This is a genomic window from Paracidovorax valerianellae, from assembly GCF_900102625.1.
GTDB lineage: Bacteria > Pseudomonadota > Gammaproteobacteria > Burkholderiales > Burkholderiaceae_C > Paracidovorax > Paracidovorax valerianellae.
Genome location: NZ_FMZC01000001.1, coordinates 133,436 through 150,614, shown reverse-complemented (window position 1 = coordinate 150,614; position 17,179 = coordinate 133,436). Strand labels below are relative to the sequence as shown.

Here is a 17,179-nt window from a genome sequence, read left to right as displayed (position 1 = left end):
CGCTTGCGCGGGCTTTTTGAAGGACCGGCCACTGTGGTGGCTGGCTGTGCTGGCCAGTAAAGACTCAAGCAGCAGACTTGGTGTGCTTCTTGGTTGCCTTCTTGTGAGCCACTTTGTGTGCTGCAGGCTTCTTGGACTTGGCCTTGGCGTGTGCTTTGGGAGCCGGTGCAGCTGGCTCGGCGCTGGGGGCGGAAGTCACTGCAGGCGTTGCAGGTGCGGCTGGCGTTGCGCCTTGTGCAAAAGCACCAGCGGCGAACAGACCAGCAACCAGGATAGCGAGGAGTTTTTTCATATGTGCCAATTCCTTGATGAGGTTCGGATGAGAGCCGCGCGAAGTGCCGCGAAGCACCTCCACAACGGGGCCGCAGCGACGGCCGTTGACAAGAAAAATGCGATTTTTTTGTGACTTAGAATCATTGGCTGTATTGCGTTTGCCTGACCAGCTGAAGCCCCTTCATCGTTTCACCGGAGAGACCCGTTCCATGACCAGCTACCAGCACATCAAGGTGCCTTCCGAAGGCCAGAAGATCACCGTCAACGCTGACATGTCATTGAATGTGCCGGACCAGCCCATCATTCCGTACATCGAGGGCGATGGCACGGGTTTGGATATCACTCCCGTGATGCTGAAGGTCGTGGACGCAGCCGTGGCGAAAGCCTATGGCGGCCAGAAAAAGATCCACTGGATGGAAGTGTTTGCCGGCGAAAAGTCGACCAAGGTCTACGGCCCGGATGTGTGGCTGCCGGAAGAAACCCTGCACGCCGTGCGCGACTACGTGGTGTCGATCAAGGGGCCCCTCACCACGCCTGTGGGTGGCGGCATTCGCTCGCTGAACGTCGCACTGCGCCAGGAGCTGGACTTGTATGTGTGCCTTCGCCCCATCCAGTACTTCAAGGGTGTGCCTTCGCCTGTGAAGGAGCCCGAAAAAACCAACATGGTGATCTTCCGCGAGAACTCGGAAGACATCTATGCAGGCATCGAGTTCGAAGCCGAATCCGAGAAGGCCAAAAAGCTCATCAAGTTCTTGCAAGACGAGTTCGGCGTCAAGAAGATCCGCTTCCCCGAAACCTCCGGCATCGGCGTGAAGCCGGTGTCCAGGGAGGGCACGGAACGCCTGGTGCGCAAGGCCCTGCAGTACGCCATCGACAATGACAAGCCCAGCGTGACCATCGTGCACAAGGGCAACATCATGAAGTTCACCGAAGGTGCCTTCCGTGATTGGGCATACGGGCTGGCGGCCAAGGAGTTCGGCGCTGAACTGATCGATGGCGGCCCGTGGATGAAGTTCAAGAATCCGAAGACCGGCAAGGAAATCACGATCAAGGACAGCATTGCCGACGCCTTCCTGCAGCAGATTCTTTTGCGTCCGGCGGAGTACAGCGTGGTGGCCACGCTGAACCTGAACGGCGATTACATCTCCGACGCTCTGGCAGCGCAGGTAGGTGGCATCGGTATCGCCCCTGGCGCCAATATTTCCGATACCGTGGCGATGTTCGAAGCCACGCACGGCACGGCACCCAAGTACGCGGGCAAGGATTACGTGAACCCAGGCTCCGAGATCCTGTCGGCAGAGATGATGCTCCGCCACATGGGCTGGACGGAAGCCGCAGACCTGATCATCAGTTCCATCGAGAAGTCGATCGCCAGCAAGAAGGTCACCTATGACTTCGCCCGCCTCATGGAAGGTGCGACTCAGGTGAGTTGTTCTGGATTCGGCCAGGTCATGATCGACAACATGTGAGCCGCAAGGCAGGTGCCAAAGGCATCTGACGCGTGAAAAAACCCTTGAAGTCCCAGAAGGATTTCAAGGGTTTCTTTTTTGCCGATTGCCGAGTTGCCCGGCCTCGGCTTCAGCGCCCTGCGAGACGCTGGCCGTGATTCGGCAGCAATTCCAGCGCCCGTTCGGCGTTGACCATGAGCGGTTTGTCGGCATTCTTTTCGCTGTCCATCAACAAGCTTTTGATGGCATTGCCGTCGAGCTGCGGCGCACTGGCCTGCATCAGGGCGATCATTCCGCTCACGTGGGCGGCTGCCATCGACGAGCCGGTCGCGAAGTCGTAGCGGCCTTGCGGCTGCAGGGTGAGTACGTCCTTGCCTGGCGCTGCCAGAATGCCCTTGGCCATCAGGTTGGGGGTGTCTGCTGCGCCTACTACGATCACGCCCGGCACACCTGCGGGAAACCCGGTGCGTTCACCGCTGGAGGGAAGCGCTGCGACCACGGCCCGGCCCTGTTTCACCAGTTGGCCCAGAAGGGTGCTGAGCAAGGGATCTTCGGGGCCGCCCAAGCTCAGGTTGATGGTGCGTGCATCGGATGACATGACGGCCACCAGCGCTTTCGCCAAGGTGAACGAGTTGCAGCGTGCGCCTGCGGTGGCTTGGCCCGCCGGATACCAGCATGCCTTGTACAGGCTTATCTTGGCCTCTGGCGCGATGCCGACGATGCCTTGCAGGTTGTTGCCGACCGCAGCGATGATGCCTGCCACCTGGGTGCCGTGCTGATCCTGCTGGAACGTGGCCGCGTTTTCGTCCACCAGGTTATAGACCGCATCGATCTGCCCACGCAGTTCCGGATGCTCCGTCTGCGCGCCGGTGTCGATCACCGCGACATGCGCGCCTTTTCCCGTGCTGAACTTGTGCGCACGCGCGATTTGCATTTCCCCGAAGCCCTGCTGCAAGGGCATGTAGGGATCGTTGTAAGCCACCGCGGGGGTCTGCGGCTCCGGGGTTGCGTTGACCGAAAAGTCTTGCAGTGGTTGAGCGAGCTGTACGCGGTCATCGCGCGACAGGTCTTGCAACAACGCTTCGCGCGAAGCACTGGCGTTGATCTCGAACACCACGCAATGGGCGTTCATCGGCGGAATGGGCCATGCTGCCACCTCCCGCAGGCCGTAGTCCGTGGCGAGGGACTGCACGGCCCTGGAGGCGCGATTGCCCATGGTGTAGCGGGGCGGCGCACCGTAGCTCGACAGGCTGGTGCCAGCGCGGCCCGGAACATGCTCTAGCGGATTCGGAACGGCGACGATGATGTAACGCGCGCTGTCCGCTCTCATGCGTGCTTCGCCAGATAGCTGCACTGCGGCAGAGCTTGCGCCGGGAGCACCCGGCGAGCTGGCGGCGCAGCCGGAAAGCACTCCAGCGAGCAGCAGCGCTGCAGCGGAATAACGTGCGTTCATGGCGCGCCTTCGATGGGTTCCACCATTTGCATGCCGGGTGTGCTGCGAAGCCGCTCCAGGGCTTGTGCATTCGCTCGGCCTGCATCCTTGGTGGAGACGGCGTAAGCACCCATGGCGTTCGGGCCACTCACGACCTGCAGGTCCAGCGACTGCAGCAAGGCCTTCCAGTCGGCCAGCGTGATACGCCCGTCAGGAACGACACGGATGGCATTGGGCGTGCCTGCGTCTGCGACACGCGCAGCGGGTGGGGTGCTCAACGTCTGGAAGGTGGAGGGCTCCTCGTCGGCCAAGCGATGGCCCATGAAGGCGAGCGCTACGGCCTGCAGTACAGCAAAGGTAGCCAGTGCATACGTCAATCTGCCAGCAGGGCGCCGTTCCACAGCGGCCGGTTTTGGCAGCGGCTGGTCCAGCAACGCACCCATTTCGATGCGATCCAGCAGCTTGTTGAGACCCGCCTGGTCATCGGGCATGTTGACAGGTGGCAAGGCCATGGCACTCTGGACTTGCTGCTGCATCTGGAGTTCGGTTCGGCACTCGGCACATTGCACCAAGTGCTTTTCGACATCGGCACGTTGCTGATCGCTGGCACTGCCGTTGACGATCCACGGCAACGTCTCCTGGGTGAGAACGTGCGAGCGGTCTTGTTGCGAGCCTGGGAAACGGTAAGGCATATTTCAGTCCTATTGAGCGGTACTGCGTGTGGCCAAGGCAGGCAGCAAATTGCGCAGCTTCAGGCGGGCATGGAACATGCGCGCCTTCACCGTGCCAACGGGTGATTGGGTGATGACCGCGATCTCTTCCAGCGAATGCCCGCCGGTGTAGGCCAGCTCCAGCACGAGGCGCTGGTCGACCGAAAGTTTTTCCATGCCTTTGTCGAGCCAGTTGCGCAACTCTCTGGCGTCACCGGGGTCGGTCGAGAGATCTTGCTGGGCTTCAACTTCGTCGTCGGTCAAATTCAGGGTGTGCGCGCCGCCATCCTGACGCAATGCCTTCAACCCGCAGCGATAGGCGATTCCCATGATCCAGGTGGACACCTTTGACTCTTCGCGGAAATTGCCCGCTTTCTGCCAAACGATCCAGAAGCAATCGTTGATGATCTCTTCGATCAGATCGGCCCTTCGGGTGAGTCGGGTCAGAAATTGGCACAGCCGGCGGTGGTAAGCCCGGTACAAAGAGGCCAACGCTGCGCGATCACCGGCCGCTATGCCATGCAGCAAGTCGAGATCGGTCGAGTCGTCAGGAAAGGATGGGGCGGCCATGGTGCGAGGGGGCGAATTGGCGTCTTGCAGCTTTTGATATTGCACCGTAAGTGCCCATCGTGCACCAAAAGGTTGCTATCGCTTCAAAAAGAACGCGCCCACATGAAGGACCAGTTACCCGCCGTGTTTCCCGGGTACACCGAATTCGCTCGATCATCGGTCGTCAGATAGCTCAGCGTGGCACGCCACGGGCCCTGGCGCCAAGCAACCCCGACGCTACCGTAGGCATAACGCCCATGTGGCCTGACTTGTGACAGGCCGATGGTGCCGGTCAATGAAAACTGGTCGTCCAATGGCAGCCGCCCGCCCAGATCGAGCGCCCACCGCATCGGCCGCGCCGCATCCAAAGTGTGCGGATACCGAAAGACCGAAGCGCCAGCCACGATCAAATCTCGGTAGCTGAAGCTCAGGCCCGTTTCCAGGCGGTCCAGCAATTGGGCGGCTGGGTTGTCCGGATAAGCGTAGTACTGCGTGACGGCCTGGTACTGCCAGTCATTGGACAGCACTCCGTCATAGGCGAGGCGGACGATCGCCCGGCCGAAGCGGCGGCCGTTCGTCTGCATGCCCAGCACGGCTCCGGCCGACCAACCCGTGGCGTCATAAAGAGTCACGAGTCCTTGAACGATCGGTCGGCGAATCGGCGTCTGAAATCCCCGTTCGGTGAGGTCGCTGCTCACCGCGATTTCCCCGGTCACGTCGCGGGTCTGTGCACCACAACTGGCTGTTGCTCCCAGCAGAATCAAAGGCAGCAGGTTGCGGGCGGGGCTGTCAATCCAGGTGGGGGAGGAGGGCATGACAGCAGTTTAGGCCAGCTCAGCCGTTCATCGGACCAGGCACGGGCGTTTCGGATCGAATGCCCAGCCGGCATGCAAATATTGCATCGCGATGCTGTCGTCGCGCGAGCCCAGGCCATGCTGCAAGTACAGCTGGTGAGCGCGCTCCACGGCAGCCATGTCCAGTTGAACACCCAGGCCCGGGGTTTTCGGCACGGTGACATGGCCGTCCACGATCTGCAAAGGTGCCTGGGTCAGGCCTTGCCCGTCTTGCCAGATCCAGTGGGTATCGATGGCGGTGACCTTGCCGGGCGCGGCCGCGGCCACGTGCGTGAACATGGCCAGGGACACGTCGAAGTGGTTGTTGGAGTGCGATCCCCAGGTCAAACCCCAGTCGCGGCAGGTCTGCGCCACGCGCACCGAGCCCGCCATGGTCCAGAAATGCGGATCGGCCAGCGGAATATCGACCGACTGCAGCGACAGGGCGTGCACCATCTGCCGCCAGTCGGTGGCCACCATGTTGGTGGCGGTAAGCAGGCCCGTGGCCCGCCGGAACTCGGCCATCACCTCGCGGCCCGAAAAGCCGTCTTCCGCGCCACAGGGGTCTTCGGCATAGGCCAGCACGTCGTGCAGATCGCGGCACAGGCGCACAGCGTCTTTCAGCAGCCAACCGCCGTTGGGGTCGAGCGTGACGCGTGCCTTCGGGAAGCGCTCGTGCAGCGCACGGATGGCCAGCACTTCGTCTTCTCCGCGCAGCACGCCGCCCTTGAGCTTGAAATCGTTGAAGCCATAGCGCGCATGGGCGGCCTCGGCCTGGCGAACGATGGTCTCCGGCGTGAGGGCTTCCAGGTGGCGCACACGGCTCCAATCGCCTTCTGGTGCATCGACGTCATCGGCACGCACGTAGGGAAGATCGGTCTTGGCCGAATCACCGACGAAGAAGAGGTAGCCCAGCATCTCCACGCGATCGCGTTGTTGGCCTTCGCCGAGTAGCGCAGCCACCGGCACGCCCAGGTGCTGCCCCAGCAGATCGAGCAAGGCCGATTCGACCGCGGTGACGGCATGGATGGCGATGCGCAGGTCAAAGGTCTGCAGGCCGCGCCCACCCGTGTCGCGCCCTGCCAGCGCGGACTGCACCTGTTGCAGCAATGCAAGATGGTTGCCGACGGGCAGGCCGACCAGCAACGGCCTCGTGTCCTCCAGCGCCTGACGAATCTTCTCGCCACCCGGCACTTCGCCCACCCCGGTGCGCCCGGCACTGTCGGTCAGGATGAAGAGATTGCGCGTGAAGAACGGTGCATGCGCGCCGCTCAGGTTGAGCAGCATGCCGTCGCGCCCGGCGACCGGAATGACCCGCACTTCTGTAATGACAGGGGTGGAAATGGCAGTAGGCATGGTGATGGGCTTCGGAAGAAATCGGAGCGGGATGGATTACGTACCGGGCACCGGGGCGCGAACCGCTCCCGTGCCGTAGAAGGCGTGCAGGTTGTCCAGCACCATGTCGGCCATGGCGCGGCGGGTTTCGTGCGTGGCGCTGGCGGTGTGCGGAGTCAACACCACGTTGTCCAGTGCCTGCAGCGCGGCGGGGACGGCAGGTTCGTTCTCGAACACATCCAGCCCTGCGCCGGCAATGCGGCGATCTGCCAGCGCTTCGATCAGCGCGGCCTCATCGACCACGCTGCCGCGCGCGACGTTGATCAGAAAACCATTGGGGCCCAGTGCATCGAGCACCGTGCGATCGACGAGATGGCGGGTTTCCGCGCCTCCAGCCACCGTGAGCACCAGGTAGTCGGCCCATCGGGCCAGTTCCACCAGAGACGCGAAGTAGTGCAGGGCGGATTCGGCGCTGGGGCGGCGGTTGTGATAGCCCACCTCCATGCGAAAGCCCGAGGCACGCTCGGCCACGGCCTGGCCGATGCGGCCCATGCCCACGATGCCCAGGCGCTTGCCGGACACCCGGGTCTGCGGTGAAAACCGGGCATGGGTCCAATCGCCGCGCCGAACGAACCGGTCGCTGGCGCTGATGCCGCGCGACACGTCCAGCAACAGGGCGAAGGCCATGTCGGCCACGCAGTCGTTCAGCACGCCCGGGGTGTACCCCACCTGAATGCCGCGCGACTTGGCTGTGGCGATGTCCAACGCGTCGAAGCCCACGCCGAAACTGCTGATGAACTTGAGATTCGGCAAGGCATCGATCACCTCGCGCTTCAGGCCGATGGAGGCCGAGGTCACGACGCCGGTGAACTCCGCGCCCCGCTCGACCAAAAAGAGGGATGGGTCCGGCTGGTCCGCAAGACAGGTCACGTCGAACTGCGCGGCGAGATCGTCTTCGAGGGCCGGCAGCGGCAGGCGGGCGATTTGCAGGATTCGGGGCCGGGGTGTGGTGCTCATGGCGGGAGATGCGGCTGCGTGGACGGCGATCAAAGCCGATGGCGAAGGCCGGATGCGCATCCGGCCTTCGAGGGAAAGGCGTCAGGGTGCGGTGCGAACGGCCTGGCGGGCCAGCAGCTTCCAGTCGGCGCCTTGCTTTTGCCAGACGCCCAAAATCTTGATCTGCACCTTGCCGGGCTTGCCCGAATCGTTGGTGTCGGCCGTGAGGGTGTGGCGCACGATGGCCGCGTCACCCACCACCTTGATTGTCTGGTCGCTGATGACGATGGTGACGAAGTCGGATTTGCCGGCGATCAGGTCGCTGATGAAGCTGGTCTTGGTGTCCACGCGGCCACCGGAATGGCCGTAGCTCAGATCGTCCGCCACGAGTTGGCCGAGGGCCGCCGGGGTGGGATCGATCATGGCGATTCTCAGGCGCTCGGCAGCGGTGGCGACCGCCTGCTCCGATGAAGCGCTGGAACCCGTGGAGGTGGCCGCGCAACCGCTCATGGCCAAAATGGTGACGGCGGTGGCCGCCGCGAGGAATAGTTTCTTGTACATCGCTTGTCTCCGTTGTGGTGTTATGGATGCTCTTTGACTGGCGCGTGCCCATCGCCCCATCACCGGCGCCCGTGCACGGCCGGGCGCCGGCTTTCCGCCGGCGATGTCTTCCTTATTGCGGGCCGAGCTTGTCGATCAGCGCCTTGAGCTCTTCGATCTCACCGGGCTTCAGATCGGTGAGCGGTGCGCGCACCGGGCCGGCGTCGTGGCCGACGATCTTCGCTCCTGCCTTGACGATGCTGACCGCATAGCCAGCCATGCGGTTGCGCAGTTCGAGGTAGGGCATGAAAAACTCGCGCAGCAGATGGTGCTGGGTCGCCAGATCGTCATCGGCCACGGCCTTGTAGAAGTCCATTGCCGTCTTCGGAATGAAGTTGAACACGGCAGACGAATACACCGGCGTGCCCAGTGCCTTGTACGCAGCGGCATACACCTCGGCCGTCGGCAAGCCGCCCAGGTAGGCGAAGCGGTCACCCATCTTCATGTAGATGGAGTTCATCAACTCGATGTCGCCCACGCCGTCCTTGAAGCCCACCAGGTTGGCATTGCGCTCGGCCAGGCGTGCCAGCGTTTCGGGCGCGAACCGGCTCTGGCCGCGGTTGTAGACGATCACGCCGAACTTCACGCTCTTGCAGACTTCCTCCACGTGCGCGGCCAGGCCTTCCTGGCCGGCTTCGGTCAGGTAGTGGGGCAGCAGCAGAATGCCGTGCGCGCCGGCCTTCTCGGCGGCCCGTGCGCACTGGATGGCGAAGCGGGTCGGGCCGCCGGCGCCCGCGATGATCGGCACCTTGCCGCGGCAGGTGTCCACCGCAGTCTTGATGATTCCGGGGTACTCGTCCGCCGTGAGCGAGAAGAACTCACCCGTGCCCCCCGCTGCGAAGAGCGCGCTGGCACCGTAGGGCGCCAGCCACTCCAGACGCTCGGCATAGCCCTTGGCGTTGAATTGGCCCTGGGCATCGAAGTCCGTGAGCGGGAACGACAGCAGGCCGGAGCCCATGATGGTCTTGAGTTCTTGAGGTTGCATGGCGGTACGGTATTGAAGTGGGAAAAAGGTCAGGGAAATCAGTCGAGGCGGATCTGCGCATCCGACACCACGCTGGCCCAGCGTGCACGTTCCTTCTCGAAGAACTTGTCTTGCTCGGCGGCTGCCATGGTCACGACCTCTGCGCCCTGTCCAGCCAGCCGCGAGCGGATTTCAGGCGTGCGGATGACGGAGATGAGCGCGGTGTTCAGGCGCTGCACGATCGGGTCGGGCGTTCCGCGCGGCACGAGAATGCCTTGCCAGGTGCCGGATTCGAAGCCAGGGATGCCCTGTTCGGCGATGGTGGGCACGTCGGCCAGCAGCGGCATGCGCGTGCCTTTGGACAGGGCCAGCACCTTGAGCTTGCCGCTCTGCACATGGGGCAGGGTGGCCAGCATGCCGTTCATCAGTATCTGCGTCTGACCGGCCATGGTGTCCTGAATGGCCGTCACGCCGCCCTTATAGGGCACGTATTGCCACCGAGCGCCGCTGGCGCGCTCGAGCGCGACGCCTGCCAGGTGGGGGGCGCTGCCCGTGGCGGTCACGGCGAAGTTCAGATCGGTCTTCTTCGAAAGGGCGATCAGTTCCTTCAGATTGTTGGCCGGCACCGAAGGGTGCACTACCAGCATGTGCGGCGAATACGCCAGCATGGTGGCGCCGCGAAGGTCCTTGGAGGGGTTGAAAGGCAGCTTGGTATATACCGAAGGGCTGATCGCCAGCGCACCCACGTCGCACAGCAGCATGGTGTAGCCGTCCGGCGCGGCCTTGGCCACGAAGTCGGCGCCCAGGTTGCCGTTGGCGCCGGGCTTGTTTTCGACGATGACGTTCTGTTTCAGAAGGTCCGACAGCGGCTGGCTGATGGCGCGCGCGATGATGTCCGAACTGCCGCCCGGAGGGTAGGGCACGATGAGGCGCAGAGTTTTCGTGGGCCAATTGGCGGTCTGGCCCATGGCGGTGGTGCTGGCGAGAGCGGCGGCACCATAAACCATGGCGTGGCGGCGGTTCAAAGTCATCACATGTCTCCTTGCTTTGGGTGAAAAATTTCTTGTTGTACGTCATCATACAACTGAAAAATAGCAAGGCACAAGCGCCAAACCCCGCCTTTCCACACCTCTTCGGGTTAACGAGGGGGCGTCGCCCGGTACTGCTCAGGGCGCAGGCGTCGCTCAGGCGCCGGGCGAGAGGATCACGGTGCCTGCAACGCCGGCATCCGAAGGCGCTGCAGCTGGCGCCTTGGCGGCCTCTTGCGCCAGGCGCAGGCGCTCGCGGCTGTTGGTGAGGTGAATGCGCATCGCCGCACGCGCGGACTCCGGGTCCTTGCGGGCGATGGCCGAATAAATCTCTTCGTGTTCGCGATTCACCCGGCTCAGGTATTCGTGGCCGCGCACCGCATTGCGGATGCCCGAAATGCGCGTGCGCGGAATCAGCGTGGTGCCGAGGTGATTCATGATGTCGGCGAAATACGGGTTGCCTGTCGCCTCGGCGATCTGCAGGTGAAAGCGGAAGTCGTGCCCCACCGTATCGCCGCCCATCGCCACGTTGTGCTCGAAGTCGTCCAGCGCCTGGCGCATGGCCTGCAGGTGCGTATCGCTGCGGCGCATGGCGGCCAAGCCTGCCGATTCGGTTTCCAGGCTGATGCGCAATTCCAGCACGGCCAGCACATCGACCGAGGCGCTCAATTCGGAAGGGTCCAGCCGGAAGACGCCTCCTGCGCGGGGTGGCAGGACGAAGGTGCCGATGCCGTGCCGCGTCTCCACCAGGCCGGCCGCCTGCAGTTTGGACAGGGCCTCCCGCACGACGGTGCGGCTCACGTCATGGGCCCGCATGATTTCCGACTCGGTAGGCAGTTTGTCGCCCGGCGTCAGCAACCGGTCGCGAATTTTTCCGGAGAAATCTTCCACCACCGCGTTGGCCAATCCGCGAGCGCGGCGAACGGGCGGCGCGGGCATGGATAGGGCCTGGGATTCGCTGGGCGAGGTGAATGCGGGTAATCCCTTTATCGATGTGGCCATGGCGGTGATGATAATCGCTCAGCGTTGTATGACAACATATGACAAATACTAGCCAGAGGAGCTTCATGAGCCAGCCGTCCCGTTTACCCCGTCTTCTTTTGACCGGCGCCGCAGGCGGCCTCGGCCAGGTGCTTCGCGAGAGGCTCCGCCCCTATGCCGAGGTGCTGCGCCTGTCCGATATTTCGGCACTGGCGCCCGCACGCGGCCCTGACGAAGAAGTGGTGCCCTGCGATCTGGCCGACAAATCAGCCGTGGATGCTTTGGTGGCTGGCTGCGATGCCATCGTGCACCTGGGCGGTGTTTCGGTCGAGCGGCCTTTCGAGCAGATTCTGGAAGCCAACATCAAGGGCGTGTTCCACATCTACGAAGGCGCCCGCTGCCACGGTGTGAAGCGCGTGGTGTTCGCCAGTTCCAACCACGTGACCGGCTTCTATCGCCAGGACGAGCGCATCGACGCCAACGCACGCCGCCGGCCCGACGGGTATTACGGCCTGTCCAAGTCGTTCGGCGAAGACATGGCAAGCTTCTATTTCGACCGCTACGGCATCGAAACCGTGAGCCTGCGCATTGGCTCGTCGTTCCCCGAGCCGCGCGATCGCCGCATGATGAGTTCGTGGCTGAGCTACGACGACCTTACGCAACTCGTCGAAAAGGCATTGTTCACCCCGGACGTGGGCCATACCGTGGTCTATGGCGCATCTGCCAATCGCGATCTCTGGTGGGACAACCACGTGGCCGCGCACCTGGACTTTCAGCCCAAGGACAGCTCGGAACCCTTCCGTGCCAAGGTCGAGGCGCAGCCCGCACCGGCCCCGACCGATCCAGCCGCCATCTACCAGGGCGGGGCTTTCACGGCCCAAGGCCCTTTCGAAGGATGAGTGCCATGGAAGCCAGCGCAGAACTGGTGCTGGACGCGCGCTGCGCCACGGGCGAGAGCCCGGTATGGCGCCCCGCGGAGCAGGCGCTGTACTGGGCCGACATTCCACAGGGCGTGCTGCACCGCTGGTCGGCGCAGTCCGGCGAACAGGCGCAGTGGAAGGCGCCCGAAATGATTGCCTGCATCGCTCCCGCAGCCGGCCAATCCGGCCGCTGGATCGCGGGCCTGGAAAACGGCTGGTTCCAACTGGATTTGCCGCAAGACGGTGCCGCTTCGGGCGCGCTGCAGGCCCGGCGCCTCGCCACCGCCGACCACGCCCGGCCGGGCATGCGCTTCAACGACGGCCGTTGCGACCGCCAGGGCCGCTTCATCGCCGGCACCATGCTGCAAGACATGGGCGCTGCCGCCCGAGTGGGCAAGGTGTACCGCTTCGGTGCCGAGGAAATGGCCGATGGCGCAGGTACCGACCTGGGCCTGGGCGAGCTGATCGTGCCCAACGGCATCGCCTTCAGCCCCGACGGCCGCACCATGTACCTGTCGGACTCGCACCCCCAGGTGCAGGCGATCTGGGCCTTCGATTACGACACCGACACCGGCACGCCGAGCAACCACCGCCTGTTCGCCGACATGAACCCGCTGCCCGGCCGCCCCGATGGCGCGGCGATCGACGTGGATGGCGGCTACTGGATCTGCGGAAATGACGCGGGCCTGGTGCACCGCTTCACGCCCGATGGCCGGCTGGACCGCTCTCTGGCGGTGCCGGTGAAAAAACCCGCCATGTGCGCCTTCGGCGGCCCGCAACTGGACACCCTGTACGTGACCTCCATCCGCCCTGGCGGCGTGGACCTGTCGGACCAGCCTTTGGCCGGCGGTCTGTTCGCATTGCGCCCCGGCACGCAAGGGATGCCCGAGCCAGAATGGATTCCCCACGCTTGAGTTCGGCGCGGCTCCTCATCGTTTTCTCCCCCAGACGTATTTCCAACAGCAAAAGAGACGAGGCAGACAAATGAAATTCATCAAGACCACCCTGGCGGCCCTGGCCGCGCTGACGCTGAGCTTCGGCGCCGCGCAGGCCACTGAGTTGCGCTCCGCGGACATCCACCCCGACGACTACCCCACCGTGACGGCGGTCAAGTTCATGGGCGAGCGGCTGAAGGCCCTGTCCGGCGGCAAGCACACGATCAAGGTATTCAACAACGGCGCCCTGGGCAGCGAGAAGGACACCATCGAGCAGGCCAAGATCGGCGCGCTGCAGATGGTGCGCATCAACATCGGCGCGATGAACAACATCTGCCCCGAGACCGTGGTGCCCACGATGCCGTTCCTGTTCCGCTCGGTCGAGCATCTGCACAAGGTGCTGGACGGCCCCATCGGTGAAGAGATCCTGAAGGCGTGCGAAAAGCAGGGCTTCGTGGGCCTGGCCTATTACGACAGCGGCGCCCGCTCGATGTTCACTGCCAAGCGCCCCGTGCGCACCTTCGCCGACATGAAGGGCCTGAAAGTGCGCGTGCAGCAGTCCGACCTGTGGGTGTCGATGCTTGAAGCCATGGGCGCAAACGCCACCCCGATGCCGATGGGCGAGGTGTACACCGGCCTCAAGACCGGCCTGATCGACGCCGCCGAGAACAACTACCCCACCTACGAAAGCTCGCGCTCTTTCGAAGTGGCCAAGTACTACACCAAGACCGAGCACTCGATGGCGCCCGAAATGCTGCTGTATTCCAAGCGCGCGTGGGACCGCCTGTCGCCCGAAGAGCAAGGCTGGATCCGCCAGGCCGCCAAGGAATCGGTGCCTTACATGCGCAAGCAGTGGGCCGAGCGCGAGATCAAGTCGCTGGCGACGGTGAAGGCCGGCGGTGCCGAGATCATCGAAATCGACAAGGCCGCCTTCCAGGCCGCGATGAAGCCCGTGTATGACAAGTTCATTCCGGACGCCAAGCTCAAGGACCTGGTCAAGCGCGTTCAGGACACCCAATAAGCCCTCCACTGCCCACTTCCTGAAGTGGGCTTTTTTTGCTCTTAAATTAATAGCATGGTGCCCTGGTGGATATTGCGCCAGGGGCCTTTTTCTCTCATAACAACATGTATACCCAAATTTGCCGCACGCTTGCCCGTGTCTGCATGTGGCTGGGCATCTTCGGCTTGGTCGCAGTGATCTGCGCCGTGAGCTGGCAGGTGTTCGGCCGCTATGTGCTCAACAACACCCCCACCTGGGCGGAAAGCCTGGCCCTGCTGCTGGTGATCTACGTCACCATGTTCGGCGTGGCGGTGGGCGTGCGTGACGCGGGCCACATCGGCCTCGAATCGTTTCTGGTGCTGGCGCCCGACTGGCTGCGCCTGAAGATGGAATACCTCATCCACGTGCTGGTGCTCGTGTTCGGTGCCGTGATGGCCTACAGCTGCGCGTCGCTCGCGGAATCGGTCTGGGACTACCGGCTGCCCACGCTGTGGATCTCCGAAGGTTGGAAATACGTGCCGGCCTCGATCGCCGGGGTCCTGATCGTGATGTTCTCGATCGAACACATCATCGCGCTGGCCCAGGGCCGCGAAGTCGAACCCGCCTGGGGCTGAGAAGAGAAGACATCATGACCGTGCCACTTTTGATCCTGAGCGTGTCGTTCACGCTGTTCCTGCTGCTGGGCGTGCCCGTGGCGTTTTCCATCGGCCTGTCGGCCCTGGCCACCCTTCTGTACGAAGGCCTGCCCCTGGAGGTCGGCTTTCAGCAGATGACCTCGGGCATGGGCATTTTCTCGTTCCTGGCCATCCCGTTCTTTATCTTCGCGGGCGAGCTGATGCTGTATGGCGGCATCGCGGACCGCATCGTCGCCTTCGCGCGCAACCTGGTGGGCCACGTGCGCGGCGGGCTGGGCATGTCCAACGTGGTGGCCTGCACGCTGTTCGGCGGTGTTTCGGGCTCCCCGGTGGCCGACGTGTCGGCCATGGGCGCCGTGATGATTCCGATGATGAAGAAAGAGGGCTACCACGCCGACTACGCCGTCAACGTGACGACGCACGCGGCGCTGGTCGGGGCGCTCATGCCCACCAGCCACAACCTCATCATCTATTCGCTGGCAGCGGGCGGCAAAGTGTCGATCGCGGCGCTGATCCTCGCGGCGCTGGTTCCTGCGCTGGTGCTCACCATCAGCAACCTGGCGGCGGCGTACTTCGTGGCCGTGAAGCGCGGCTACCCGGCCGGCACGTTCCCCGGCTGGCAGATCGTGGGGCGCTCGTTCGCCGCGGCGCTGCCAGGACTGTTCATCGTCGTGCTGATCCTGGGCGGGATTCTCTCGGGCATCTTCACCGCGACCGAATCGGCCGCCGTGGCCGTGCTGTACGCGCTCGCCCTCACGGTGTTCCTGTACCGCACGCTGAAGTGGGAGCACTTCATCAAGGCGGCGTCCAAGGCGGTTCGCACCACCGGCGTGATCCTGCTGCTGATCGGCATCTCCAGCACCTTCGGCTACCTGATCAGCCTGTACGGCGTGGCCGAGCTCACGGGCCAGATGCTGTCGCAGGTGACCAGCACGCCGTGGGTGATCTTCCTGCTGATCAACATCATCCTGTTCGTGCTCGGCACGTTCCTCGACATGGCCGCCACCATCTTGCTGTGCACGCCGATCTTCCTGCCCATCGCGCAGCACTACGGCATGAGCTCGGTGCAGTTCGGCATCGTGATGCTGATCAACTGCGCGCTCGGCCTGAACACACCGCCCGTGGGTACGACCCAGTTCGTGGGCTGCGCGATCGGCGGGGTGTCGGTGGGCACGGTGATGCGCACCATCTGGCCGTTCTACGGCGCGCTGATCTTCGCGCTGGCGCTGGTGACCTTCGTGCCTGCGTTCTCGACCTGGCTGCCCAGCATGTTCATGGTGGTCAAGTGACCCAAACAGGAGTGCGATCCATGATGGTCCGTTCATCGTTTCAGCGTTGGGTGCGCCTTGCGCCTCTGGCAGGCGCGGCGCTCCTGGCCGCCAGCGGCGCGGCCTCTGCGGCCACCTGGGTCTATGTGTCGAACGCCGACAGCCAGGACGTATCGGTGTTCGAGCTGGACCGCGCCGCGGCCCGGCTTCAGCCGGTGGAGACCCTGCCAGTGGGCGGGCAGGCCATGCCCATGGCCGTGTCGCCCAACAAGCGCCAGTTGTACGTGGCCCTGCGCTCGCAGCCCTTTCGGGTGGTGACGCTGGGCATCGACCCGGCCAGCGGCCGCTTGAAAAAGCTGGGCGAAGCGCCGCTGGCCGACAGCATGGCCAACATCGACACCGATGGCACGGGCCGCTGGCTGTTCGCGGCCTCGTACCCGGGGCACAAGATCACCGTCAACAGCATCGACAAGGACGGGGTGGTGGGTGCGGTGCAGCAGCTCATTCCCACGGCGCCCAACGCGCACGCCATCCATGCCGACGCGGCCAACCGCTACGTCTTCGCCACCAGCCTGGGCGGCGACCACCTCTCTAGCTGGCGCTTCGACGCCGCCACCGGCAAGCTCACCGCCAACGAGCCGGCGCTGACCGCCATCGCGCCCGAAAAGGCCGGTCCGCGCCACTTCGTCTGGGACAAGGCGCAGCGCCACATGTACGTGCTGGACGAGCTCGATGCGGGCCTGCATGTGCTCGACTACGACGCCGAGCGCGGCACCCTGCGCGAAGTGCAGCGCACCACCACATTGCCGCCGGGCTTCGCCGGCAAGCCGTGGGCGGCCGACCTGCACCTGTCGCCCGACGGCCGCACGCTCTATGCCTCGGAGCGCACCTCCAGCACGCTGTCCACCTTCCGCGTCGATGCGGCTACGGGGCAACTGGAGCCACTGGGCCAGGTGCCAACCGAAAAGACGCCTCGTGGCTTCGCCATCGATTCTTCGGGGCGCTTCCTGATCGCGGCCGGGCAAGACTCCCACAGCGTGTCGCTGCATCCCATCGACCCGGCAACAGGCATTCCGGGCACCCCCACGCGCGTGACGGCGGGCAAGAACCCGAACTGGGTCGAGATCGTTGATCTGCCCTGAGTGACGAGCGTTGCACTGCCGCCTTTTCAGGGCGCGTAGTGCACGCTGCGAGCCAAACGGTCGCGACACGGCCACGCTCGTGACCCTGGCTGGCCAACGTGGAAAAAAACAAGATCACTACCGGAGACAA

18 protein-coding genes are annotated in these 17,179 nt (G+C 63.9%); 7 read left to right on the top strand and 11 right to left on the bottom strand.

The features are described 5' to 3' along the window. Positions 1 to 64: 64 nt before the first annotated feature. Positions 65 to 292, bottom strand: coding sequence for a hypothetical protein (locus tag BLT03_RS00725; RefSeq protein WP_092740027.1), 228 nt, complete (start codon positions 290 to 292; stop codon positions 65 to 67). A gap of 190 nt (positions 293 to 482) precedes the next feature. On the opposite strand from BLT03_RS00725, the gene icd reads away from it, so the two are divergent. Beyond that, positions 483 to 1,742, top strand: a complete 1,260-nt coding sequence (gene icd, locus BLT03_RS00720; protein WP_092739323.1) for an NADP-dependent isocitrate dehydrogenase — start codon at positions 483 to 485, stop codon at positions 1,740 to 1,742. Between the two features lie 109 nt (positions 1,743 to 1,851). Here the strand turns inward: icd and BLT03_RS00715 are convergent, their stop codons facing one another. The 10 genes from BLT03_RS00715 to BLT03_RS00670 all read right to left on the bottom strand — a co-directional run bounded on the left by BLT03_RS00715 (position 1,852) and on the right by BLT03_RS00670 (position 11,170). Then, positions 1,852 to 3,174 carry a S8 family serine peptidase gene (locus tag BLT03_RS00715; RefSeq protein ID WP_092739321.1) on the bottom strand — a complete coding sequence of 441 codons (1,323 nt, stop codon included), beginning with the start codon at positions 3,172 to 3,174 and terminating at the stop codon, positions 1,852 to 1,854. Continuing rightward, the gene (locus BLT03_RS00710; protein ID WP_092739319.1) at positions 3,171 to 3,845 is read right to left on the bottom strand and encodes a hypothetical protein; all 675 of its coding nucleotides are present in this window, start codon (positions 3,843 to 3,845) and stop codon (positions 3,171 to 3,173) included. The genes BLT03_RS00715 and BLT03_RS00710 overlap by 4 nt, the downstream gene beginning before the upstream one ends. 9 nt (positions 3,846 to 3,854) lie before the next feature. After that, positions 3,855 to 4,433 (bottom strand): RNA polymerase sigma factor, encoded by a 579-nt coding sequence (locus tag BLT03_RS00705; RefSeq protein ID WP_092740025.1) that lies wholly within the window; start codon positions 4,431 to 4,433, stop codon positions 3,855 to 3,857. Positions 4,434 to 4,516: 83 nt separating this feature from the next. Next, the gene (locus tag BLT03_RS00700; RefSeq protein ID WP_139160255.1) at positions 4,517 to 5,227 is read right to left on the bottom strand and encodes a TorF family putative porin; all 711 of its coding nucleotides are present in this window, start codon (positions 5,225 to 5,227) and stop codon (positions 4,517 to 4,519) included. Positions 5,228 to 5,254: 27 nt separating this feature from the next. After that, positions 5,255 to 6,601 (bottom strand): enolase C-terminal domain-like protein, encoded by a 1,347-nt coding sequence (locus BLT03_RS00695; RefSeq protein WP_092739315.1) that lies wholly within the window; start codon positions 6,599 to 6,601, stop codon positions 5,255 to 5,257. 36 nt (positions 6,602 to 6,637) lie between these two features. Further along, the gene (locus BLT03_RS00690; RefSeq protein WP_092740023.1) at positions 6,638 to 7,597 is read right to left on the bottom strand and encodes a 2-hydroxyacid dehydrogenase; all 960 of its coding nucleotides are present in this window, start codon (positions 7,595 to 7,597) and stop codon (positions 6,638 to 6,640) included. Positions 7,598 to 7,678: 81 nt separating this feature from the next. Beyond that, positions 7,679 to 8,137, bottom strand: coding sequence for a nuclear transport factor 2 family protein (locus BLT03_RS00685; protein WP_092739313.1), 459 nt, complete (start codon positions 8,135 to 8,137; stop codon positions 7,679 to 7,681). Positions 8,138 to 8,249: 112 nt separating this feature from the next. Then, positions 8,250 to 9,161: a 5-dehydro-4-deoxyglucarate dehydratase gene (gene kdgD, locus BLT03_RS00680; protein ID WP_092739311.1), complete on the bottom strand. Its 912-nt coding sequence runs from the start codon at positions 9,159 to 9,161 to the stop codon at positions 8,250 to 8,252. A gap of 38 nt (positions 9,162 to 9,199) precedes the next feature. Beyond that, positions 9,200 to 10,171: a Bug family tripartite tricarboxylate transporter substrate binding protein gene (locus tag BLT03_RS00675; RefSeq protein ID WP_092739309.1), complete on the bottom strand. Its 972-nt coding sequence runs from the start codon at positions 10,169 to 10,171 to the stop codon at positions 9,200 to 9,202. A 153-nt stretch (positions 10,172 to 10,324) separates the two neighbouring features. Next, a complete protein-coding gene (locus BLT03_RS00670; RefSeq protein WP_092739307.1) occupies positions 10,325 to 11,170 on the bottom strand; it encodes a FadR/GntR family transcriptional regulator in 846 nt (281 codons plus the stop codon). A gap of 65 nt (positions 11,171 to 11,235) precedes the next feature. Between BLT03_RS00670 and BLT03_RS00665 the strand changes: the two genes are divergently transcribed. The 6 genes from BLT03_RS00665 to BLT03_RS00640 all read left to right on the top strand — a co-directional run bounded on the left by BLT03_RS00665 (position 11,236) and on the right by BLT03_RS00640 (position 17,049). Beyond that, positions 11,236 to 12,048, top strand: coding sequence for an NAD-dependent epimerase/dehydratase family protein (locus BLT03_RS00665; protein ID WP_092739305.1), 813 nt, complete (start codon positions 11,236 to 11,238; stop codon positions 12,046 to 12,048). Then, the gene (locus tag BLT03_RS00660) at positions 12,045 to 12,983 is read left to right on the top strand and encodes an SMP-30/gluconolactonase/LRE family protein (protein ID WP_092739303.1); all 939 of its coding nucleotides are present in this window, start codon (positions 12,045 to 12,047) and stop codon (positions 12,981 to 12,983) included. The genes BLT03_RS00665 and BLT03_RS00660 overlap by 4 nt, the downstream gene beginning before the upstream one ends. A 70-nt stretch (positions 12,984 to 13,053) precedes the next feature. Then, positions 13,054 to 14,025 (top strand): TRAP transporter substrate-binding protein, encoded by a 972-nt coding sequence (locus BLT03_RS00655; protein WP_092739301.1) that lies wholly within the window; start codon positions 13,054 to 13,056, stop codon positions 14,023 to 14,025. 104 nt (positions 14,026 to 14,129) lie between these two features. Beyond that, positions 14,130 to 14,618: a TRAP transporter small permease gene (locus BLT03_RS00650; RefSeq protein WP_092739299.1), complete on the top strand. Its 489-nt coding sequence runs from the start codon at positions 14,130 to 14,132 to the stop codon at positions 14,616 to 14,618. 14 nt (positions 14,619 to 14,632) lie between these two features. Continuing rightward, on the top strand, positions 14,633 to 15,928 hold the full coding sequence (locus BLT03_RS00645) for a TRAP transporter large permease (RefSeq protein WP_092739297.1): 1,296 nt from the start codon (positions 14,633 to 14,635) through the stop codon (positions 15,926 to 15,928). Positions 15,929 to 15,951: 23 nt separating this feature from the next. Continuing rightward, positions 15,952 to 17,049: a lactonase family protein gene (locus BLT03_RS00640; RefSeq protein ID WP_092740021.1), complete on the top strand. Its 1,098-nt coding sequence runs from the start codon at positions 15,952 to 15,954 to the stop codon at positions 17,047 to 17,049. Positions 17,050 to 17,179 lie beyond the last annotated feature (130 nt).